At 43.1% G+C, this 22,363-nt stretch carries 18 protein-coding genes; 4 read left to right on the top strand and 14 right to left on the bottom strand.

Features of this window, described 5'->3' with window-relative positions:
- Window positions 1–163 precede the first annotated feature (163 nt).
- Window positions 164–3,316 carry an isoleucine--tRNA ligase gene (gene ileS / locus ACTQWB_RS04080; protein ID WP_441500491.1) on the bottom strand — a complete coding sequence of 1,051 codons (3,153 nt, stop codon included), beginning with the start codon at window positions 3,314–3,316 and terminating at the stop codon, window positions 164–166.
- 742 nt (window positions 3,317–4,058) lie between these two features.
- Between ileS and ACTQWB_RS04075 the strand changes: the two genes are divergently transcribed.
- A complete protein-coding gene (locus ACTQWB_RS04075; RefSeq protein WP_441500490.1) occupies window positions 4,059–5,327 on the top strand; it encodes a D-alanyl-D-alanine carboxypeptidase family protein in 1,269 nt (422 codons plus the stop codon).
- A gap of 152 nt (window positions 5,328–5,479) precedes the next feature.
- Here the strand turns inward: ACTQWB_RS04075 and ACTQWB_RS04070 are convergent, their stop codons facing one another.
- Both ACTQWB_RS04070 and ACTQWB_RS04065 read right to left on the bottom strand, forming a co-directional pair.
- The gene (locus tag ACTQWB_RS04070; RefSeq protein ID WP_441500489.1) at window positions 5,480–6,430 is read right to left on the bottom strand and encodes an exonuclease domain-containing protein; all 951 of its coding nucleotides are present in this window, start codon (window positions 6,428–6,430) and stop codon (window positions 5,480–5,482) included.
- Between the two features lie 359 nt (window positions 6,431–6,789).
- Window positions 6,790–7,224 carry an Hsp20/alpha crystallin family protein gene (locus tag ACTQWB_RS04065; RefSeq protein WP_441500488.1) on the bottom strand — a complete coding sequence of 145 codons (435 nt, stop codon included), beginning with the start codon at window positions 7,222–7,224 and terminating at the stop codon, window positions 6,790–6,792.
- Window positions 7,225–7,489: 265 nt separating this feature from the next.
- Here ACTQWB_RS04065 and ACTQWB_RS04060 point away from each other — a divergent pair, with 265 nt between their 5' ends.
- The 3 genes from ACTQWB_RS04060 to ACTQWB_RS04050 are packed head-to-tail and all read left to right on the top strand — an operon-like array spanning window position 7,490 to window position 11,389.
- A complete protein-coding gene (locus ACTQWB_RS04060) occupies window positions 7,490–8,002 on the top strand; it encodes a MarR family winged helix-turn-helix transcriptional regulator (protein WP_441500487.1) in 513 nt (170 codons plus the stop codon).
- Window positions 7,992–9,740, top strand: coding sequence for an ABC transporter ATP-binding protein (locus ACTQWB_RS04055; protein WP_441500486.1), 1,749 nt, complete (start codon window positions 7,992–7,994; stop codon window positions 9,738–9,740). Before ACTQWB_RS04060 ends, ACTQWB_RS04055 begins: the two co-directional genes overlap by 11 nt.
- The gene (locus ACTQWB_RS04050; RefSeq protein ID WP_441500485.1) at window positions 9,737–11,389 is read left to right on the top strand and encodes an ABC transporter ATP-binding protein; all 1,653 of its coding nucleotides are present in this window, start codon (window positions 9,737–9,739) and stop codon (window positions 11,387–11,389) included. Before ACTQWB_RS04055 ends, ACTQWB_RS04050 begins: the two co-directional genes overlap by 4 nt.
- A 158-nt stretch (window positions 11,390–11,547) precedes the next feature.
- Here the strand turns inward: ACTQWB_RS04050 and ACTQWB_RS04045 are convergent, their stop codons facing one another.
- The 11 genes from ACTQWB_RS04045 to ACTQWB_RS03995 form a co-directional block, all read right to left on the bottom strand.
- Window positions 11,548–11,811 (bottom strand): hypothetical protein, encoded by a 264-nt coding sequence (locus ACTQWB_RS04045; RefSeq protein ID WP_441500484.1) that lies wholly within the window; start codon window positions 11,809–11,811, stop codon window positions 11,548–11,550.
- 17 nt (window positions 11,812–11,828) lie between these two features.
- Window positions 11,829–12,197 carry a hypothetical protein gene (locus tag ACTQWB_RS04040; protein ID WP_441500483.1) on the bottom strand — a complete coding sequence of 123 codons (369 nt, stop codon included), beginning with the start codon at window positions 12,195–12,197 and terminating at the stop codon, window positions 11,829–11,831.
- A 176-nt stretch (window positions 12,198–12,373) separates the two neighbouring features.
- Window positions 12,374–13,384, bottom strand: a complete 1,011-nt coding sequence (locus ACTQWB_RS04035) for a zinc-dependent alcohol dehydrogenase (RefSeq protein WP_441500482.1) — start codon at window positions 13,382–13,384, stop codon at window positions 12,374–12,376.
- 196 nt (window positions 13,385–13,580) lie between these two features.
- On the bottom strand, window positions 13,581–14,117 hold the full coding sequence (locus ACTQWB_RS04030) for a hypothetical protein (RefSeq protein WP_441500481.1): 537 nt from the start codon (window positions 14,115–14,117) through the stop codon (window positions 13,581–13,583).
- A gap of 38 nt (window positions 14,118–14,155) precedes the next feature.
- Window positions 14,156–15,292, bottom strand: coding sequence for a HAMP domain-containing sensor histidine kinase (locus tag ACTQWB_RS04025; RefSeq protein WP_441500480.1), 1,137 nt, complete (start codon window positions 15,290–15,292; stop codon window positions 14,156–14,158).
- The gene (locus ACTQWB_RS04020; RefSeq protein ID WP_441500479.1) at window positions 15,289–15,960 is read right to left on the bottom strand and encodes a response regulator transcription factor; all 672 of its coding nucleotides are present in this window, start codon (window positions 15,958–15,960) and stop codon (window positions 15,289–15,291) included. Before ACTQWB_RS04020 ends, ACTQWB_RS04025 begins: the two co-directional genes overlap by 4 nt.
- 106 nt (window positions 15,961–16,066) lie before the next feature.
- Window positions 16,067–16,975, bottom strand: coding sequence for a hypothetical protein (locus tag ACTQWB_RS04015; protein ID WP_441500478.1), 909 nt, complete (start codon window positions 16,973–16,975; stop codon window positions 16,067–16,069).
- Between the two features lie 348 nt (window positions 16,976–17,323).
- Window positions 17,324–18,280, bottom strand: coding sequence for a carbohydrate kinase family protein (locus ACTQWB_RS04010; protein ID WP_441500477.1), 957 nt, complete (start codon window positions 18,278–18,280; stop codon window positions 17,324–17,326).
- An 11-nt stretch (window positions 18,281–18,291) separates the two neighbouring features.
- Complete coding sequence (locus ACTQWB_RS04005; RefSeq protein ID WP_441500476.1) at window positions 18,292–19,758, bottom strand: glycoside hydrolase family 32 protein; 1,467 nt, start codon at window positions 19,756–19,758, stop codon at window positions 18,292–18,294.
- Window positions 19,759–19,768: 10 nt separating this feature from the next.
- Window positions 19,769–21,445: an ABC transporter substrate-binding protein gene (locus ACTQWB_RS04000; protein WP_441500475.1), complete on the bottom strand. Its 1,677-nt coding sequence runs from the start codon at window positions 21,443–21,445 to the stop codon at window positions 19,769–19,771.
- A gap of 21 nt (window positions 21,446–21,466) precedes the next feature.
- Window positions 21,467–22,363, bottom strand: coding sequence for a carbohydrate ABC transporter permease (locus tag ACTQWB_RS03995; RefSeq protein WP_441500474.1), 897 nt, complete (start codon window positions 22,361–22,363; stop codon window positions 21,467–21,469).

Here is a 22,363-nt window from a genome sequence, read left to right as displayed (position 1 = left end):
TGCAATACCGGATATGATACTTTATCCGGCAGGTTAGAACAACAGGTGCAAAATCTTAGCAGGTTCTCCCTTGCTGAGATTTCACACACTGCGTTCTAAGTATAAAGCAAAATTATCTCAAAACATATAAACTAACGTGAAAACATTGTTAAATCGCAACTTCTTACAGTTTGGTAACACCCAGAGTTACATGCTCTTTATTAATGTTCCACTCTTTCACATAACCATCGGTCTCGCCATAAACCACTTCATCGGCCAGAACCTCAGATTTGATTTCAGTCTCATTTGCCTTCATGGTCTCGACAATCTTGTCGTTGTCTTTTACAGAAACGCGGATCTTGTCCATAACCTCGAAGCCAGCCTCTTTACGCATAGTCTGGATCTTGCTGATGATCTCGCGGACAAAGCCTTCTTCAATGAGCTCAGGTGTCAGATTGGTATCCAGAACAACAGCTGTCTCACCTTCTGTCTCTGTTACATAACCCTCTGTCTGTGCAGTCTCGATCAGCAGGTCTTCCTCTGTAAGCTCAACCTTGTTTCCATCAATATCAAGTACAAGTACACCATTTGTCTTCAGCTCGTTCATAGCCTGGCTTCCATTGATCTCTGCAAGTGCAGTACGGATGCCGCCAAGAAGCTTGCCGTATTTCGGTCCTACTGTACGAAGCTGCGGTTTGAAACTATAGGAAATGAAAGATTCCACATCATCTGCAAATTTCACTTCTTTTACATTCAGCTCATCTGCAATGATATCAGTGAAATACGCATCCATTTTCTTCGGAGCTTTTACATACATAGTTCCGATCGGCTGACGATTCTTGATGTTTGCTGTATTACGGCAGGCACGTCCAAGAACTACGACCTCCAGAACCTCTTCCATGCTGTCTTCCAGGTCTTTGTTGATCCACTCTTCTTTTACTTCCGGGAAGTCGCAGAGATGGATACTCTCCGGTGCAGTCTTATCCAGGGATCTTACCAGGTTCTGATAGATATCCTCTGTCATGAACGGAATCATCGGAGCAGCTGCCTTGGCAACTGTTACCAGTGCTGTGTAAAGAGTCATGTAAGCATTGATCTTATCCTGCTCCATTCCCTTTGCCCAGAAACGCTCACGGCAGCGTCTTACATACCAGTTACTCATCTCGTCTACAAAGCCCTGAAGTGCTCTTGCAGTCTCCGGGATCTTGTAGTCGTTCAGGTCTTCGTCAACAGTCTTTACAAGTGTGTTCAGCTTGGAAAGAAGCCATTTATCCATAACCGGAAGCTTGTCATAGTCAAGTGTATATTTAGTAGCGTCAAAGCCATCAATATTTGCATAAAGTACAAAGAATGCATAGGTATTCCACAGAGTACCCATGAATTTACGCTGACCTTCCTGTACAGCTTTGCCATGGAAACGGTTCGGCAGCCATGGTGCACTGTTGATATAGAAGTACCAGCGGATCGCATCAGCACCGTAAGTCTGAAGTGCTTCAAACGGATCAACCGCATTTCCTTTGGACTTACTCATCTTCTGGCCATTCTCATCCTGTACGTGTCCAAGAACGATAACGTTCTTATATGGAGCCTGGTTAAACAGAAGGGTAGACTCAGCAAGAAGGGAGTAGAACCATCCTCTTGTCTGGTCAACAGCCTCGGAAATAAAGTTTGCAGGGAACTGCTGTTTGAACAGCTCCTGATTTTCAAATGGATAGTGGTGCTGTGCAAATGGCATTGCTCCGGAGTCAAACCAGCAGTCAATAACCTCTGGTACACGGTGCATAGTGCCGCCGCACTTCGGGCATTTCATGGTAAGCTCATCAATGTATGGACGATGAAGCTCTACCGTCTTGGCACGCTCGTCACCTGTTTTCTCATAGAGATCCTGACGGCTTCCAACAGATTCCATATGACCGCAGCTGCACTCCCAGATATTCAGTGGAGTTCCCCAGTAACGATTACGGCTGATACCCCAGTCCTGAACATTCTCAAGCCAGTCTCCGAAACGGCCTTTACCAATGCTCTCCGGAATCCAGTTAATAGTATTGTTGTTGCGGATCAGGTCATCCTTAACAGCTGTCATCTTGATGAACCAGGATTCTCTTGCATAGTAGATCAGTGGTGTATCACAACGCCAGCAGTGAGGATAGTCATGCTCGAATTTCGGAGCGTCGAACAGCTTGCCCTCTTTGTCAAGGTCAGTCAGTACCATCGGATCTGCTTTCTTGACAAATACACCAGCATATGGTGTCTCAGCTGTCAGATTACCTTTTCCATCTACAAACTGTACGAATGGAAGATCATACTCACGGCCAACACGGCTGTCGTCCTCACCAAATGCAGGAGCGATATGAACGATACCGGTACCATCACTCATGGTAACGTAGTTATCACATACTACATAGTGTGCTTTTTTGCCTTTTGTTGCTACGTAGTCGCCTGTACATTTGAAAAGCGGCTCGTATTCTTTGTATTCCAGCTCTTTACCTTTATAAGTCTCAAGAACTTCATAAGCAGGCTCCTCATCCTTTGCAAGCTTGCCAAGGACTTTGTCCAGAAGGGCTTCTGCCATATAATAGGTATATCCGTCTGCTGCTTTTACTTTGCAGTAGGTCTCATCCGGATTTACGCAAAGTGCAACGTTAGATGGCAATGTCCACGGAGTAGTGGTCCATGCCAGGAAATATGCGTCCTCGCCTATAACTTTGAAACGTGCGATCGCAGAACGCTCTTTTACTAATTTATAGCCCTGGGAAACCTCCTGGGAAGAAAGCGGGGTTCCGCAGCGTGGGCAATAAGGAACGATCTTGAACCCTTTATATAAGAGGCCTTTGTTCCAGATTTCTTTCAGCGCCCACCATTCGGACTCAATGTAATTATCCTCATAAGTTACATATGGATGCTCCATATCTGCCCAGAAACCAACTGTTGAGGAGAAATCCTCCCACATTCCTTTGTATTTCCAGACGCTTTCCTTACACTGCTGGATAAATGGCTCCATACCATATTCCTCGATCTGCTCTTTTCCATCCAGACCAAGCTTCTTCTCTACCTCAAGCTCTACCGGAAGACCATGGGTATCCCATCCAGCTTTACGAGGTACCATGTAGCCCTTCATTGCGCGGTATCTCGGGATCATATCCTTGATAACACGGGTGAGCACATGACCGATATGTGGCTTGCCATTTGCAGTTGGCGGTCCGTCATAGAATGTGTAAGTCGGGCCTTCTTTACGGTTTTCCATACTTTTCTCGAAAATATGGTTTTCTTTCCAGAATTCTTCTACTTTTTTCTCGCGATCTACGAAATTCAGATTCGTGTCTACTTTCTGGTACAAAGTTTTTTCCTCCTTGTCTTTTTTAGATGAAGTCGATTGCTGTCAGGACTTCCAGAGCACGTGCGAAACGCCAGAGGAGTTTCCTCTATCTATATAAGAAAAGCCTCCATCCTGCAAAAGGACGAAGGCTGTCAGCACTCGTTATACCACCTGTTACATTGTACGGGCTCGCATCCGCGACCGATACATGCTCCTTATAACGGGGGAATACCGTTATCTCTTACTACTTGAAAATGCCGAACATAATCTGCATTTATTTCTGTGTCTGTATAATTAACACAGCTAAATTCAGAGATAAAACTCCGGAGTGATCTTCGGCTGACTCTACTTGCGGCGGGCTTGCACCATCCCCGTCTCGCTGAAAAGATCGCAGGCCATTTCCCCCAGTGATCTTAGACGTTCAAAACCAGCTTACTGTCTCCATCGCAGTCTTTGCCTATCATGTTTTCCTGTCTATTATAAGGGGGAGAATTTCTATATGTCAAGTGTTTTTCCGCTGAAAAAGCTGCTCGAATAGGGGAAAATACTGCTGAATTTGTCTATTTTCAGAAGACCAGGGAACAATTCACACTCTTTTAATAGTTTTACATAAGGAAAAGTGGTATAATAAAACGATAGTTTAGAAATCAATATTACCATATAACTTTGCGCAGGGTACCTCGAGCAGGGCATGCGAATAATTTTTCAAGCATTCTGAGCTTGTTTCTAAACAGTTACAAGCATTTATAAGAAAGGATTTTATATGAACAGAAAAAAACTTCATATGAAAATAAAGCGGATTTTTTGCGGAGTTCTGGCAACTGGTATGCTTCTTACCCAGACAAGCGCCATATGGGCAGAATCGACAGACACTGCCGTTTCTGACAATGCAGCCACTTCTGTCACACCCACTCCGGATCCGCACACCCAGTACTATTCCCAGGCGGCTGACACCGATTCTATTGAGGGCTGGCCTGAGGGACCAAAGATCGAAGCACAGGCGGCAGTTCTTATGGATCTGAATACAGAGGCGGTTCTTTATTCCAAGAATGCCAACACCCAGCTTTATCCTGCCAGTATTACCAAGCTTCTCACCTGCCTTCTTGGCTGTGAGAACCTGGATGTGAATGCCCAGATTACCCTGTCGCAGCAGGCGGCTTACGGTATTGAAGCAGGAAGCTCCACCATCTACGGTGATGCAGGAGAAGTTTTTACAGTTGAGCAATGTCTCATGGCTCTTATGCTGGAATCGGCCAACGAAATGGCCCTTGCCATTGGCGAAGAGGTCTCCGGATCCGTGAAGAAGTTCGTTGAACTAATGAATACAAGGGCTACACAGCTTGGCTGCACCAACTCCCATTTTAATAACCCGAACGGACTCCCGGATGAAACCCATGTCACAACAGCAAACGACATGACGAAAATAGCCAAGGCAGCGTGGCAGAATCCCCTTTGCAGGAAATTTTTTACCACAGACCTGTATAACATTCCGCCGACGAATATTTTCACAGAAACCCGTTATCTTCTGAATCATCACAAGATGATGGCAGGCAGGGATTACGCTTATGATGGCGTTCTCGGTGGAAAAACCGGCTACACAGATGCGGCAGGTGCCACTCTTATCACTTATGCGAAACGTGGTGATATGACTCTGGTAGCAGTTGTCCTGAACTCCGTGAACGGTGCATGGAGTGACACGAAAAGCCTTTTAGATTATGGATTTGATAATTTCGAAGTCCAGAAAGTTAAGCTGAGCAAAAATCCTGTTCCGAAGAAGAATCTTCCCAGTGAACAGTATCTGCTGAATAACTGTGGAAACACGTATCCATTCTACTATACTAAAAATGTCTACGTGACCGTTCCCACCGGGACCGAACTGGGCACTCTTAGTAAGAAACAGGCGATTCTTTCCAATGCTGTAGGACCTCTGCGATTAAAGAGTAAGTATTACTTTAATGGACAAATGGTGGGATGGGGAATGCAGTATGAACGGTCAGTTATGAAAGATTTGCTGACGATTCCCACTTTGTAATCCTGGCGTTTAAGCACCCATTCAAAAAGACGGAGCATATGGTAAAGTCTCAAATGTTAGATTTCTTCTAACCTTTAGACTCTTCCATATGTTCCGTCTTTTATTAATACTTCTCTTCTACTGGTTTGATCGCTCTTTTCGCATTTACAACGCTATTCCTGTTCCTTCTTTAGCTTCCTCTTTGCCCTGTGGGCGTCCCTCTTCTGCCGGATCTCATCCGCCTCTTCACTTGTAATATTCGCCAGTTTTTTTATTACATAATACATATTTTCCTCAGTCCGGCGGATTCTGATCTTGCCTAATACGAAGCCATGCTCCTGGCAGACAGAAACACTGTAATATACCTTGGAATTATTCATAAACCAGCGGATCTTACGCTTGGCAGGATTGTGGCACAACGGACATTTCGTGCTGGTCACTTCCCGGTCCTTCATGGCCCGCTCCCTTGAATAAAATTCTCTGGATACATACTTATCATAGCCAGGATAAGAGATATGGATTTCTTCTTTCTTGCTTTTTGGGTTCTGATATACATCCAGAGATGAATTTGGAAAAATGTACTCATCTTCTATTTTCTGCAAAATACATGCTGTATAATAAGCATCCCCAAGTGCCCGGTGAAAATCCATTTTCTTCTCCACACCCATTTGGTCAGCGGCAAATTCCAGAGCACGGCGTTCGTCATTTTCTTTATAGCGGATGGCAAATAGTTTCTGCACATCATAGTAAGTTACCGGTCCCGGTAGTAATGGCAGCTTACCATAATATTTCATATTGCGCTGCAATTCCATTACATCCTGGTTTCCCCAGGTAAAAAAAATATAGTCTTCTCCACACCACTCCAGAAATTCTGTAACAGCCTGTGGGAAAAGTGTCCCATTCTGCAGATCTTTATAATTCATGTGAATGACTTCATGAATGCTGTCATGAATCCAATTGTACACCTGGGGCTTGATCAGGCACTGAAAGCTGTCCACGATTTCTTTCTTTTCATTCAGTTTTACGGCGCCGATTTCTATGATTTCAAAAGGCAGACGGCTGTTAGACCACCTTTTTCCTCCTGGGCTCTGGTTCCACTCCAGGTCAAATACAATGTAATTCATGGGTAAATCCCTTCTTCTGGAAAATCACGTAATAAGTCCAGACAAGTATAACAGACAAGGGAATTGATGTAAAGATGTGAAAAAAGGGGATAGACAGATTAAAAAAGCCTGCCGGCGGGTAACCGGCAGGTAAATGAGGGGGGTATGAAACAAAATCTATGTAAATTTTAAGAAATAAGCAATACCAAATCTATATGAAAAGAAGCTGTCCTCAAGCATCTCGTGATTGCCCTATAAATGTTATTCGTACTGCAATCACATCAGTTCTTTACGCCGGCCGCCGCTTCTGGTTCACGGACAACGCACTTAATTTATTTCGTCTATGTCACTCAGATAATCTTCAAGTCATTCTTGCAAGATCAGCCTTCAATGGAAATGAATTTCTTCTCTTCCGGCACTTTCTTCTTCGCTTCCTTCGGGAAGGTGACGGTCAAAACACCATTGTCGTATTTCGCATGGATGTCTTCATGCTCCAGATCCTTGCCTACATAAAAGCTTCTGGAACACTGTCCGGTGTAACGTTCTCTGTGGATAAACTTGCCATTATTATCCTTCTCATCTTTATTCTCGGTTCTGGACGCCTGAATATTCAGGTAACCATCCTTCAGCTGAATCTTCACATCCTCTTTATGAAAGCCTGGCAGATCTATGCTCAGTTCATAATTGCCATCTACATCCTTAATATCTGTCTTCATCAATTCAGCAGTTCTGTAATCTCTGCGATTCTCTCTTTCTACCGGCATTCTCATCCAATCATCAAATAAATCTTCTCCAAAAATACTAGGCATTAACATAACTCATTCCTCCTTATATTGTGAACACTTATGTGTTTTATTAACATTTTCACTGGAACTGGAAGCTTTCTTTTTCTCTCTTCCTTTGTTCTGTATGTAATATAACACGCATTGTTAGCACTGTCAAGAGGTGAGTGCTATTTTTTTGTGAAGAATTTGTGATTTAAAATTACAGCTTCTATTTCTCTTGACAAGCAAAAAAGATGTGGTATCATCTAATTAATTTTAGTTGATACTACATCTTTTTTTTTGCAAGGAGGTTATCATGGACAGTACCAAAAGACAAATAACGAAAATCGCCCGTGAGATCAGCAAATTTACAGTGCGGACCATGCGGGCTGATGGAATCGGCTCTGGTGAATTTGATGTGATCCATGCCATTCGCAAAAATCCCGGCATCACCCAGGCCGGAGTCTGCAAGATCACAGGGCTGGACAAAGGTGCTGTTGCCCGTCAGACAGCTAATCTGGAAGCCAAAGGATATCTGGAACGAAGAGACAATCCCGACGATGGTCGAAGCCGCCTGCTATATGCCACAGCTCAGGCTGAAAATCTGAAAAACTCCAAGGCGCAGATCGAGTCTCTTTACTATGAATGGCTTCTGGCAGAATTACCGGAGGAAGAAAAAGCTGCCTTTTGTAAAACACTGGATAAATTATACCAGCGTTCAAAGAAAGAAAGTAAAGCGGATTTCATTCACATGACAGAGGTGATTGCCAGACATACAGGCACCTCTTCCTTATCGCCCTCAGAAAGCGTGACTGCCCATGGAAAGTAAAGAAAAAAGTCAGAAGAATTTTCAGCCAGACCGTATCCTGTCTTATTTTCAGGAAGAATGGCGCATACTGGCCGCTGTTACCATCTCCGGACTCATCTATAATATTGGACTTCTGGCAGGACCGTGGTTCGAGGGAAAAATGGCAGGCTGCCTGGCAGATATCCTGGGGGATAAAGCAGAATTCCGCGATATGCTCACACTGGCCGTTTCCTATGCCCTGGTAATCGCAATCGTGCAGATTGCCCGATACCTGAAGCGGCTCTATGTCAGACGCTTCGCCAATAATGTAAACCGCCAGATGAAACAGATCCTGTATGGCACACTTGTCCACAAAAGCAGACAGGAATTGAACCAGGAAGCTACCGGCAGCGTAATGACAAAGGCCATTCTGGATGTAGACGACTGTGTTGAAGGTATGCGGAAATTCACAACAGAATTTTTCGATACCGGCGTAGCACTGGCAGCTTACGCCGGAATGCTCCTATACTATGACTGGCGCCTGGCACTTCTTGGAATGCTTTTTACCCCGTTTTCCTATCTGCTGGCAGAGAAAATGAAAACCATCGTACAGCGCACAAGTGCAGAATATAAGGTTCAGGCAGGAGCTTTAAGCACAGCAACGCTGGACCGGGCTTCCAATGCTGTGACATACCGGGTGTATGGCTGCGAACAGGAACGGCAAAAAGCCTATGAACAGCATCTGACACAGTACGAACGGGCTGCAGTGAAAGCAAATATCTGGAGTTCCGCCATGCAGCCGTTGTACCGGACAATTTCCCTGACTGGCGTACTGTTTATCCTGTATTTCGGAGGCCGGAACGTACTTGGGACTGGCTGGACAGCGTGGGATATTGCAGCATTCACCACATTTTTATCCTGTTTCACCAAGCTGGCGGTAAAATCCTCCAGCGCGGCAAAGCTGTTCAATGCGGTTCATAAGGCCCAGGTATCATGGAAACGTATCAAGCCACTGATGCAGCAGGAAAAAGCCAGCCACAAAATCAGTATTCAGAAACCTTCCCTTCTGGAGGTTTCAGACTTGGCTTTTACCTCTCCAGATGGCACACGCATTTATGAAAACATTGAATTTTCGGCAAAACCAGGACAGATCATTGGCGTCACAGGAGCTGTGGCCTGCGGAAAATCCACTCTGGGCAAAACTTTTCTTTGTGAGTCACCCTACGAAGGCAGTATCCGCTTCGGAGGCAAAGAGCTTCAGCAGATGACACCAGAACAGCGCACAGGCATTGTGGGATATCTTGGTCATGATCCGGAACTTTTTGACGACACTGTAAAAAACAATATTCTGCTTGGAGAGCAAAACACTGATGTAAAACAGTATCTGAAAGCAGTATGTCTGGATCTGGAAGTTTCCTCGATGAAACAGGGAGCAGACACCGTTGTCGGAAACGGCGGCGTACGGCTGTCTGGCGGTCAGGCACAAAGGCTTGCACTTGCAAGAACCTTATGCCACGCAAAACCGCTCCTGATCCTGGATGACCCCTTTTCAGCTCTGGACCGGGCTACAGAACGCCAGGTATTTGATCACCTGAAGGAGCTGACCGCAGACAGTATTGTAATTTTACTGTCACACAGGCTATATCTTTTTCCAGAGCTGGATCAGATCGTATGGATGGAAAATGGTCATGGGCGAACCGGCACACATAAAGAGTTAATGCAGTCACAACCAGAATATGCGAAGCTGTATCTGGAACAGGAAGGAGGTGCAAAAGCATGAAACATGAAGAACGGGTAAGCAAAGTAATCCTGAGAACCATACGGCTGCATCTTTTACTTTCACTTGGTATCCTGTTCGCAGTAATTGGCGCCATTGTAATGGCTCTGCTGCCCCCTATGATTCTCGGAATCGTGATCGATACGCTGACTACCGGACAGGCTTTGCCAGTTTTTCTGGTGATACTTTATTATATTTTTCTGGCACTGACCGGCATAACTGAAAGCGCACGTGAAAGCCTGCTGACCGTATTCGGACAAAAGATCACCCACGCCCTCCGCAGCAGCCTGATGGACAAATACACACGGCTTACAACGGATGAGCTGACTGCGCAGGAGCCAGGAACCATCGTATCCCGCTTCGTAGGGGATGTAGATACTGTAGAAAATCTTTTCACCTCAGGCATTGTCAGTATGTTCGCAGATGCCTGTAAGATCATCAGTATCCTGAGTGTAATCTGGTTTCGTAACCGTGGACTGACACTGGTGCTGCTGGTTCTGTTACCATTTCTTTTCTGGTTTACGCGTACGGTGCAGAAGCGTATGCTGGCAGCCCAGATTGAGAACCGGCAGGCAGTTGGCCGTGCCTCTGGTTACGTGCCGGAAACAGTCCATAATATCCGGACGATTCATTGTCTTGCCAAAGAAGATTATATGGAAGAACGATATGACAACGCTATTGTGGACAGTTTCCGGGCTGTGGAAAAGACAAACTTCTATGATGCCATTTATTCACCTGTTATTTTAATCCTCAATGCAGTGGTCGTCGCTGTGGTCATGCTCTTTTCCGCATCTGGGAATCCAGCCGTACTCACACTGTTTGGAATGTCAGCTGGTACCGCAGTTTCCGTAATCAATTATATTTCCCAGATTTTCACTCCTGTAGAAAGTCTTGGCATGGAGATTCAGACGATCCAGTCTGCTATTGCAGGCGTACACCGGATCAACGAGTTCTTCCAGCTGGATGAGTGCTCTTGGGAAAAAACACAGATTAACACATCACACACGCCAGAAAACGCATCTCCCTGTGTAGTATTTAAAGATGTAACCTTTTCCTATGGCCATGAAACTGATCGGGAAGTGTTAAAAAATCTAAGCTTTTCTGTCCAGGAAGGTGAGCAGGTCACTTTATCCGGCAGAACCGGGGCTGGAAAAAGTACCATTTTCAAGTTGCTGTTAGGCCTGTATGAGCCGCAACAGGGTCAGGTATTAATAGAAGGAATGCCTGCTGCCCATATCCCCGATACAGACAAACGCCGTATTTTCGGTTATGTAGAGCAATCCTTTCATATGGTTCCGGGGACAATCAAAGACCAGATCACTTTATATGACTCCTCCATTAGTATGGAAGCAGTCCGTAAAACTGCCCAGATGGTGGGACTGGATACGGTGATCGAACAGTTAGAACTTGGCTATGATACACCTTGTACACAGGAACTGTTTTCCCAGGGACAATGGCAGCTTCTTTCCATTGCCCGCGCAACTGTTGCAGATCCAAGACTCCTTCTTCTGGACGAAATCACCGCCAGCCTGGATGTCCAGACAGAAAAAGAAGTACTTCAGGCATTGCAGCGGTCAGCTGCAAACAGAACAGTTATTTCAATTTCCCACCGTGTGAATGCAAAAATGGGGCGGGTAATTGCTATTTCATAATTTTGTCTGCAATCCACCTGGGCGAATGATCGCCCAATATCTAAAAAATAAAAGAACTCCTTTTGGGTAAGAATTGTCACCACTGACGTTCTTACTCCAAAGGAGTTTTTGTTTTATTTGTGTCTGTCTATAACTCTCTCCATTATTTCATGCTCTTTTTAGCGTCTTTCTTGTTCTTTACAAAGTCTTCTCCGTGCCTCTTCGGCAGACTCCCCATCATATGCCAGATATCTGTCTATGAATGCTGTTTCTATTTTCCTGTATCCATCTACAACCGTGTTTTCTATTTTTTTGTATCCACCTACGGCACCGTTTTCTATTTTCTTGTATCCGTCTACAACACCGGTCTCTATTTTTTTATATCCACCTACAACCTTATCAGCGATTTTTTTATTTGCTGCTACTAATTTAGATTTTGCCATTTCAAATACTACCTTTCTTATTTCAGTCCTTTTGTCATCGGAATCAACATTAATAATGCTACAATCCCAACAAGTCCAACAACAACGCCCAGCACCATTTTTCCAAATACCATGCAAAGGCTCATTCCAACACCCAGAATCAATGCTCCGAAAACTGCCAGGATAACAGTGCCGACTGTCTTACCACTTAATTTAATCGGAGCCTTGCCTTCCATTTTTCTCCACACAATTAATGTGAGCAAAAGAACTACCAATCCAATGACGCCAGATACGATTCCCTGGCGGAACATTCCCCATTCTTCGATCAGTGCCATGCACATACCAAGTGCAAAAAATACCATTCCGATAGTGCCAAGTATTAATGCTGTGAAATTGCTTTTTTTCATTTTGTTTTACCTCGTTTCTTTCCTTTTTGTATTATGGGTATAGGATACCTGTGTAATTTTTAAGAACTGTTTGAGTTTTGTTTCGATAATATTAATCTTCCTTTTTCAGAATAAAAGAGGAAAAAAACTGGCTTCTGAAAATTTTCCAAAAGCCAGTTCTGTATATCCAATATCTTCTAATAATAGATTACCACATTCAGCGCCTCGTCCACCTTCGCTGCCTTTTCAATCGCTTCTGGCAGTTTCTCCCATGGATATTCATCTGTGATAATACTCTCTATGTTCCATTTTCCACTTTTCATAATTGCAAGAACATCTTTCACATCCTCCGGGTTATATCCGCCGGAACCGATAAGTGCGTGCTGTCCGTATGTCATTGCAAGCACATTGATCGGACGAAGCCCTGCTTTTACTGCTACTACAACCATGCGGGAATCCACTTTTCCCATACTCTGGTATGCCTCAATAATGCCATCTGCACCTGCAGCATCAATATAAATATCTACATCACAAGTTTCTCCCAGTGCAGACATTGCTGTGCCAAATATTTCCACCGCTTTTTCCTGCAGGTTCTCTTTTCCATTATTGCAAATTTCAAATCCAAGCTCTTTCGCTTTTTCCAGGCGGAAGTCAGAGTGATCACAGATCATTACTTTACTGCATCCGAAATATTTCAGTGCGATTGCTGCCGCAATACCAATTGTTCCAGTGCCGAATACAATTGCCTTTTCCCCTTTTTGTGGAAAAGACCGTCTGGCCGCTCTGCATCCGACTGTAAATGGCTCGATCAGGCTTGCTGTCTTTGATGAAATTTCATCTGGTACTGCATACACGCCTTTTCCCAGTTCTGCATTGGGAATCAGCACATATTCAGAGAATCCACCTGTAGTTCCCGCTCTTTTGGGATCTCCCTTCGCAAGTCTTGGATATGGATACACTCTGTCTCCCACTTTGATATTTTTCACATTTTTTCCAACCTGCACAACCTCTGATACCATTTCATGCCCGAATTCACTACCAATGGTAATCCTATGCCCGGTATTTGGGCCATGCTCATAAACTGCCACATCTGTCCCGCAGATGCTTGCATAGATGTTTTTCACTACAATATCGTAGTCGCCAGCTACCGGCGTTTCAATTTCTGTCATAACAATGTTTTTTTGTCCGTTATATAATGCTGCTCTCATATTCCTGTTCTCCTATAGTAAAATTTTTATGACAAAGATCTTTTAGACCTAAAAAGCTTTTCTACAAAATGTGCATTACAATTTGTTTGAAATTTTGTCTGGATAAGTTCTTCGTAACAGTCGCATAGACCAGATTCAGGCGAAATACAGTAGAACGTGCAACTTGCAAAAGTGATTTTGTGGGCACGTTCTGGTATCATAATAAAGAATGTCCCTTTTCGCAGATTTCATATATCTCATCGTATTTTTCTTCGATATATGGGGTTACTTTCCTGGCCTTGTCCTCTTTTACTTTTTTGTAAGCAAAATATGGCAAAATCCATCCCGCAAATCCGGGAATTGCTAAAATAATGCACAGCCAGATAATCGGCGGCGTTGCTGTTACAGCAAACACGGAGCCTGCCATAAATGCAGTCCCAAGGATACCTATTGTGAGGGCTATGATCAGCGCCTTCGTTGTCTTTGAATTTTCCAGTGAAAAAATATCTTCCATATCCGCTTCAAAATGACGCTGCAGGCGGGTAAGCTCCACCTTGTTTACAATTTTTCGGTTGCGTTTCAGTTTCAGGCTTATCTTCTCCCCATTTTCCTTAGGTGGAAAATTCTCGTCCTGCTGCCAGCCGAAATTCTCGTAACAATCCAGGTAAAAAGAAGCCAGTTCTTTCTTCACGTTCAGGTCTTTGTATTCGTAAGCGATAAACATTGTCTGTTCTTTCTTATTCTTCTCTTCCACTTTTACCACCTCATTTATGTTTTATTCTCGATTATGTTCTATTCTCGTTTTTGCTCTGTTTTCTCTTCTTTTTTCAACATCACAGTAAATACAGAACCTTTTTCCGGAATACTCTCCACCGTAATAGACGCATCTGACAATTCAAGAATTCTTTTTACCAGTGCAAGACCCAGCCCATTTCCAGAAGACGAATGGCTTTCATCTCCCTGATAAAACTTGTCGAAAATGTGGCGAATCACTTCCTTGCTCATTCCGTATCCTGTATCTGCAACAGAAATCCTCACATACTCTTCATCACTGATCTCAGAAAGTGTGATTGTCCCACCTTCCTGGTTATATTTGATTGCATTGGACAACAGATTATTCCAGACCAGTTCCATCAGCCCTGGATCCGCTGATACGAATGCTCGGTCTTCCATTTCCACATTAAATTCCAGATTTTTCTTTTCCCAGCTATCTTCAAACTGCACTGCACATTCGCAAAGCTGCGCACATACATCATAAACCTCTACTTCCGGTGTGATCGTCTGCTTTTCCAGCTTGTTCAGCTTCAGCATATTCTGGACCAGACTTGACATTCTTTTGCTGGAATCTACTATATTATCCACGCATTCCCTCTGCTCGCTGGCAAGAGACTGCCGCTGCAGAATCTGGGCATTGCTGTATATCACAGAAAGCGGCGTTTTAAACTCATGGGAAACATTGGAAAAGAAATCTGTTTTCAGAGTTTCGGTGCTTCCCAGTTCTTCCACCATTTTGTTAAAATCCTGTACCAGCACATCCAGGCAGTCTGCCTTGTCTTTCGTATGCCACGGTCGCAGATAGACGGAAAAATCCCCTTCTGCCACTTTTCTGGCTGCATCCGATAATTTTTCCAGTGGGTCTGTATATTTCTTCTTGGTCTGCCAGCCTGTAAAGAAAGTAAAGGCGACGGAACCAAGAAACCAGAATCCGAATACACTTATGAGTGCAGTCTTGGAAATCTCTGTATAATTAATGTAGTTTCCTATGATTTTCATTTGTATGGTTGTGATCACTGCGAAAAATACAAGAGAGATTATAAAAATGGAAACTGGAAATATCTCTTTTTTAATCCGCTGGTCTCTTTGTTTCTCTTTCTCCATAGAGACCGTATCCTCTGTTGTCTGTCCGTTTACTTTATTTTTTACCCTCACAGCAGCACCGCCTTATATCCAAGGCCTCTTACGGTCTTGATCTCAAATCCGTCACAGGCAGAAAATTTATCCCGGATCTTGGTAATGTAGACATCCACGGCCCGAAGGCTTGTATCTGTATCCAGTCCCCAGAATTCATCCATCAGCTGTGCCCTGGTAAAAGTTTTCTTCGGATATGACAAAAGTTTGTAGAGAATATTAAACTCTCTCGTCGCAACCGGAATTTCTTCTCCGTCAATCTCTGCTGTCATGGCGTCGGCATCAAGCACCAGATTTCCTATTGTAAGCTTCCGCTCCATCTCAATATTGGCCCGGCGGAGCAGCGCCCGTACCCGCATCTCAAGTTCTGCCAGTTCGATGGGTTTGACCATGTAATCATCAATTCCCAGCTGGAACCCCTTCTGCTTGGAGGGCAGGTCATCCTTCGCTGATACAAATAAAATCGGAATATGTTTGTTTACTTCCCTCACCCTTTTTGCAAATTCGAAGCCATCCATTTCCGGCATCATAATATCGGAAATGATCAGGCTGTATAGGCTGTTATACATTTCTTCAAATGTATCCCCTGCGTTTAATACGCCTTTTGCCGCAAAGCCGCAATCATTCAGCCACTTACATATGGTTTTATTTAGTTTCTCGTCATCATCTACGACTAATATATGTACCATGTCGGTTCCTCCGTGTGAATTCTTTGTATTTACTTTTCTTTACAGATACAGGTCACTCTGGCCGCTTGTCCTTATAATACCAGATGCTGGTGTGGAAATACAGGCTCTAATCCGCAGTACTGTTTCTAAGCAAACTGTTCGCGCGAACAATCATAAATACTGCCATCCCAAGCACAATAAGGCTTACGCCAATTCCAGTGAGTGAGGTCATAACCAACCTGAAGCTCTCCGAATTCTCGCCACCGAACTGGGCAAGCATGGCCGTCTCCAGGGAAAAAATAGAAACAAGTGCTGTTGACATATTTATAACTTTTGCTGCAGATAATACTGGGCTTCCGTATTTCCTGTATTTCACAAGATTTATCACAGCCGTAACAACGGAATAAAACGCATACATTGCCATCACATATACAAGATAGCCTGGATAAGAGAAACCGGCGTTCTTTTTCACAGCAAGTATTGTAATTCCAGCAAGCGCAACATTTATCAGGAAAAGCAGGCATCCACACATACGGTATCGTCGCAGTTCATCCTTTATATCAGAATCCTGTTTTCTGAATCGTATATAGTGTATCAACAAAAAACGCATACTAGCCAGTGCCAGATAATACACGCCCAGCGATATAAACCAAGCAGACCGATAATAAATTCCCATTGATGTTTTGAAAATAACATATACCACATTGATGCAAAAGCCCATGTATAATCCTATTTCTGTCCGAAATGTATTTTCATGGATAAGCTTGTCCACTATTGTAATTGAACAAAGCCTCTTTATGAACGACTGCTCCGTGAACCCATTCCTTATGAAGCTCACAATCTTGAAAATACCCGTCACACTAATGACAAATGCATATGCAGACAGCAAATACGCTATATATTCAAGTACTGGAGATTTTATCCGTCCTGCCAGCACTACGATTACAAATGCGAATGACGGAATCGCTATGACAAGCGTTGGTACTGGTGGCAGAAAAAATAATTTTTTCGTAATTTTGAGTATTTTTTCTTTCATAAATTAAAAACTCCAAAAAAATCCTATACTACACATTTCCTGTATAGCATAGGATTTTAATGTTTGGGTTTTATTGAAGTTTTGTTTCAGAATTGTTAATGCCACAAATTGACTTCTGCGTTCTGCATTCAGGCACTACCTACACGTTTTCCCAGTGTATAGTAACCATGCTTTGATGTATCCATAGGTTATGGAAAGTACGTTATCTGTTGGCACCATTGGAGCTTCCATCTTCGCAGCCAGATTGACTACTTTAAAAGGGTGTTTCACTGATCTGGCTCCCGCAGTCCGGCTTTCTTTACTTTGCAAATAATTCTCAAAATGCCGCTTCCCAATGTTCGATTAAATTCATCCACGAGAGGCTATTAACTGCTCAATCTCTTCCGAACTGGGCATCACACGAAGTGCACCCTTGCGCGTTGTAATAATTGATGCAGCTGCATTTGCATATGTCAGCATTTCATATAGATTCTCTTCTTTAAGCTGCATCAATCCATACTCGCATATATAATGAAGAACGCACCCACAGAACGTATCCCCTGCACCGGTTGTCTCAATTGTGTTCGCCTGAATAAAAGGCTTTACTTCTACAATCTGATCTTTATAATATGCCCGGCTTCCTTCTTTTCCCATGGAAACCAGAATTAACGGAATATTATATTTTTCTCTGATCCGGCCAACACCATCCGTATAGTCGTTCTCACCTGTCAGCCACTGGATTTCGTTGTCAGATATTTTCAGGATATCGCACTGCCCCAGTCCATATAGAACCTGTTTTCTGGCATCTTCCATAGATTCCCAAAGCGGCTCACGGATATTGGGATCAAAAGAAATAACCGCACCTGCTTCTTTGGCAATTTTAATTGCTTTCCTGGTTGCAGCACGTACTCCCGGGTGTGTCATGGACAAAGTTCCAAAATGGAATACTTTTGCCTCTCGAATCATCTCCTCCGGTAGCTCTTCTTCCGACAGCATCATATCGGCTCCCGGACTACGATAAAATGAAAAGTCTCTGTCACCATCTGGATATGTATGAACCATTGCCAATGTGGTATGCACTTTATCGTCTTTTAGAAGTCCAGTCACATCAATACCGACTTCCGTAATCGCATCCTCCAGCTGTTTTCCAAAAAAGTCGTTTCCTACTTTCCCAATAAAACCCGTTTTATGACCTAAACGGGATAACATTGCAAGCACATTGCAGGGTGCGCCTCCTGGATTTGCCTCAAATAATGGATTTCCCTGTCTGCTGACACCATTCTCCGTAAAATCGATCAGTAATTCACCCAATGCTACTACATCCATGCTGTTTTCTCCTACAATACAATGTCGTACTTTTCTACATCAATCGCAACTGCTTTATCACTGAAAAAACGTATGCCATCTGCTTCAAGAGGTGTACCAATGGCAGTTGTTGCCGCCTGCTGTCCATCATTGATAAATAACTCTATAGACTGGCGATCCAATACAAAGCGAAGCTTCAATGGTCTTTTGGTATCTTTTATTTTTAGCCTACGCACACATACGATATCTTTTGTCACACCGCAATAAGTCCTGTCAATTTCCAATATTTCACTTGCTTTATAATATGTATAGCTTGTCTCATATTCATCATTGCAAGCCAGTTTCATGGAAAAAGTCGTATACTCTCCATCATTTATTGTGACAGTCATATCAATGGTACGTCCATTTACACCGTCAAGGATCGTTTCTCCTTCTATGGTCTCGCTCTCATATCGGCAAAGATTTTTACGATAAGCCTCCAATTCACGTACCGGCTGCTGCCAGATCTGTCCGTCTTTAACTTCCAATTCACGTGGGAGCGTCATCATCCCCTCCCAGTCCTGCGTATCTGGTACCACACAGGCATCCCAAGATTTCATCCATGCGATCATAACCCGTCTTCCATCTGGAAGTAAGGTTGTCTGCGGTGCATAAAAATCAAGGCCATAATCCAATGCATATGGTTCTTCTTTCTTAAAGGTATGCTGTTTCTTATCATAATCACCAAGAAAATAAACAGAATTATGTCCGTTATGAAATTCATATTTTTCTGCTCTCATGTTCTGCGGAGAGCAAATCAGTACCTGCTTATCCCCAAGTGGAAAAAAGTCCGGACATTCCCACATCTTTCCAACTTTTCCAGTACTATCATCTGAAATCATCATCTCGAATTTCCAATCGGTAAGATTCTTGCTGGAATAAATTGCCACCTGTCCAATCTGACCTATGCCCTTGCTTCCAACAATCAGATAATATGTATCATCTTCTTTCCAGACTTTCGGATCACGAAAATCAATCCGACTACAGTTTTCTGGAAGCGTATCTCCCGTAATAACAGGATTCTTCTCATATTTCTCGTAATTTATACCATCACCAAACGCAATACACTGGTTCTGTCTCTCCTGCACGGTTCCATCAGGCATATTGATTTTTGTAACACCAGTATATACCAGTACGTGTTTCCCATCTGCTTCAATAGCACTTCCTGAAAAACATCCTATTTTGTCGTATTCCTGATCCGGAGCCAGTACCGCCGGAAGCTGCTCCCAGCGGATCATATCTGACGTAGCACTATGCCCCCAGTGCATTGGCCCCCATGCCCGTTCATACGGATAATACTGATAAAACAGATGAATTTTTCCGTCATAGACAGAAAATCCATTTGGATCATTTATCCAGCCGACTGGTGCCGAAATATGAAATAATGGTTTCGTATTTTTGTCGGTATGTGCCAGTTTTTCCGTCTCATACTTTCTTGCCTTTTCTAACATATCGCTCATACAAATTCTCCTACTTTTCTGCTAAAGATTCCTGATATTGGTCAAAATATTTCTGCTTGATCTTCAGATAATCGGAAAGTCCATATTTTTCCATTTTATCTAAATAGGAATCCCATTCTTCTTCTATACCGCCGTTTAAAATCCAGTCAGCTTTTTTCTGTTCCGCATATTTCTTGATATCCGTATCATACTGGGATACTTTATTGGTATCATCAATACTCATAAAAACATTTGGATATACATATTTGCTTTTCATATCCTTCAGATAAGTCTCATGCATATTATCCAGACGCCATTTTGCATCCTCTGGCTGTGTAACATACACATCATAATACTCATTAAGTACCGCAAGAGGTCCATTGACAGACTGAGCCTCACGCACCTCTACCGGTGACTGTTCTCCCAAGTCCATATGCTTAAGCATTTCTCCGCCATCTTTGTTTGTAGATAACTCAAAAATATTAAAGGAATCCTTCTCGCCATAACTTCCCCAGTTATTCTGCGGAGACTGCAATGGTGCATACATCTGGTCGATCCATGCAGCTGCAAGTGCAGTATCTCTGCAACTGGAAGTGAGTACGCAACGCCCTCTGTCAAATCCACTTGTTTCGCTATTATTTTGTCTTGTAATATTTCTGACTCCATCAGGGCCTGTCAATGCTGGAAGCATCACATAATCTGTATTATTATCAACATTTGCAATATCCCATGTAAAGCAAAGTCCATATCTGTGATTTTTTCCTTTTGCTACATAAGTTGACCATTCCTGTGTAAACGCTTCCGGATCCACCAGATCTTCTGTTACAAGCTTATGAAGCCACTCAATTCCTTCTTTATACCCTTCCTGGACAGTTGTATAAATCACTTGTCCGTCATCCGTAACGGCAAAGTGATCGCCGGTATCTCCATATCCTTCACCAAATCCATTTATTAGAATGGCCGGATCCTGATCGCCATTATTTATGATAAATGACATAGGAATAACATCGCCTTCTATATCAAATTCCTTTTGCAGCTCGTCTGCATGATCCCTGAATGCGATCAATACCTGTTCAAGTTCGTCTGTGGTGGTCGGCATATCCAGTTCCAGATAATCCAGCCACTTTTTGTTGATATATGGAATATCTCCGATTGCCTGAATCGCTTCTTTTCCAGACCCAAGCTGCTCAATCCACGGGAATGAATAAATATGCCCGTCAGGAGCCGTACACATCGTCCGATATTCCGGATATTTTTCAAATACGGACTGCAAATTTGGCATATATTTATCAATCAGATTCTCCAGAGGAATAATGATTCCCTGTTTCGCATAACGCAACAGATCATAGTCGCTCATCCCCGCATTAAACAAACCATCCGGAAGATTTCCAAACTGCGCCAATGCCAGGTTTTTCTTATCGGAAAACTGATCTGCTACAAAGCAGGTCCAGTCAATATGTACATTCGTCTGTTCCTCCATTCTCTGGAAGATAATTCTCTCGTTCGGATCCTGCGTCGATGTTGCCGGAGCACTTGTAATAAAAGACAATTCAGCCTGCTCTTTCAATGGAAACTGCACTTGTGAAACAGGTGTATCCGGATTGATCTCCGCCGCAAGCTGCTGTTCTTTTCCACATCCTGCGATGCTGGTCATCATAGCAGCTGCAAGTCCTATTGCCAAACCTTTCTTTATACTATTTTTGTACATAGCTATCCACGTCCTTTCTGCTTATCCCTTTACCGAACCTACCATAATTCCTTTATCAAAATATTTTTGGAAAAATGGATACATCACCAGCAATGGTAAACTTGATACTACGATTGTTGCATACTTGAGCTGCTCTGCAACCTTTGCCAGCTCTGCTGTGCTCTGAATATCAGCGATCATTCCCGGCTGCGGAGTATTCTGTACAAGTATCGAACGGAGAACAAGCTGTAATGGCTGTAAATTTGCATCATTTAAGTAAATCATAGCGTCAAAATAACTGTTCCACATACCAACAAAAGACCACAATGCTAATACTGCAATGATAGGCTTACATACCGGAAGCATAATATGGAAGAAATGCTGAATCTCATTTGCACCATCGATTGCAGATGCTTCTCTTAACTCACCTGGTATAGACCGGTAATAGGTTCTCGCAAGAATCATATTCCAGACATTAAAAGCCCCCGGAAGCAAGATCGCCCAGACCGTGTTTACCATATGAAGCTGATTTATCAAAATAAAGGTCGGAATCATTCCGCCGCCAAAAAACATGGTTATCAGAAAAATGACATTGAAAAATTTTCTTCCAACAAAATCATTCTTTGACATAGGATAAGCTGCCAGAAGTGTTACAAATACTGAAATTGCTGCAAATACAACTGAATACAAAAATGAATTTAAAAATCCTCTCCAGATCATTCCATTTTCCAGCACACGCGTGTAAGCATTCAATGTCCAGTCTTTTACCTTAAAACTCAGGCCCTGATTATTTAATACTGTCGGATCCATAAAAGATGCCAGAAGCACGTAAGCCAATGGTATAACGATTGAAAGAACAAATATACCAAGAATAGCATAGCCGATTCCAAGCACCATTCGGTCTGTCCGTGAATATTTTATTTTTTTAGCTTTTTCCAT

It is taken from the genome of Blautia sp. HCP3S3_H10_2 (assembly GCF_052122375.1).
Classification (GTDB): Bacteria; Bacillota; Clostridia; order Lachnospirales; family Lachnospiraceae; genus Blautia_A.
This window is presented reverse-complemented; position numbering and strand designations above follow the sequence as displayed.

Coding starts and splice junctions, on each gene's coding strand:
- ACTQWB_RS04075 (WP_441500490.1), top strand. CDS start 4,059: ATGAACAGAAAAAAACTTCATATGAAAATAAAGCGGATTTTTTGCGGA.
- ACTQWB_RS04070 (WP_441500489.1), bottom strand. CDS start 6,430: ATGAATTACATTGTATTTGACCTGGAGTGGAACCAGAGCCCAGGAGGA.
- ACTQWB_RS04065 (WP_441500488.1), bottom strand. CDS start 7,224: ATGTTAATGCCTAGTATTTTTGGAGAAGATTTATTTGATGATTGGATG.
- ACTQWB_RS04060 (WP_441500487.1), top strand. CDS start 7,490: ATGGACAGTACCAAAAGACAAATAACGAAAATCGCCCGTGAGATCAGC.
- ACTQWB_RS04055 (WP_441500486.1), top strand. CDS start 7,992: ATGGAAAGTAAAGAAAAAAGTCAGAAGAATTTTCAGCCAGACCGTATC.
- ACTQWB_RS04050 (WP_441500485.1), top strand. CDS start 9,737: ATGAAACATGAAGAACGGGTAAGCAAAGTAATCCTGAGAACCATACGG.
- ACTQWB_RS04045 (WP_441500484.1), bottom strand. CDS start 11,811: ATGGCAAAATCTAAATTAGTAGCAGCAAATAAAAAAATCGCTGATAAG.
- ACTQWB_RS04040 (WP_441500483.1), bottom strand. CDS start 12,197: ATGAAAAAAAGCAATTTCACAGCATTAATACTTGGCACTATCGGAATG.
- ACTQWB_RS04035 (WP_441500482.1), bottom strand. CDS start 13,384: ATGAGAGCAGCATTATATAACGGACAAAAAAACATTGTTATGACAGAA.
- ACTQWB_RS04020 (WP_441500479.1), bottom strand. CDS start 15,960: ATGGTACATATATTAGTCGTAGATGATGACGAGAAACTAAATAAAACC.
- ACTQWB_RS04015 (WP_441500478.1), bottom strand. CDS start 16,975: ATGAAAGAAAAAATACTCAAAATTACGAAAAAATTATTTTTTCTGCCA.
- ACTQWB_RS04010 (WP_441500477.1), bottom strand. CDS start 18,280: ATGGATGTAGTAGCATTGGGTGAATTACTGATCGATTTTACGGAGAAT.
- ACTQWB_RS04005 (WP_441500476.1), bottom strand. CDS start 19,758: ATGAGCGATATGTTAGAAAAGGCAAGAAAGTATGAGACGGAAAAACTG.
- ACTQWB_RS04000 (WP_441500475.1), bottom strand. CDS start 21,445: ATGTACAAAAATAGTATAAAGAAAGGTTTGGCAATAGGACTTGCAGCT.
- ACTQWB_RS03995 (WP_441500474.1), bottom strand. CDS start 22,363: ATGGAAAAAGCTAAAAAAATAAAATATTCACGGACAGACCGAATGGTG.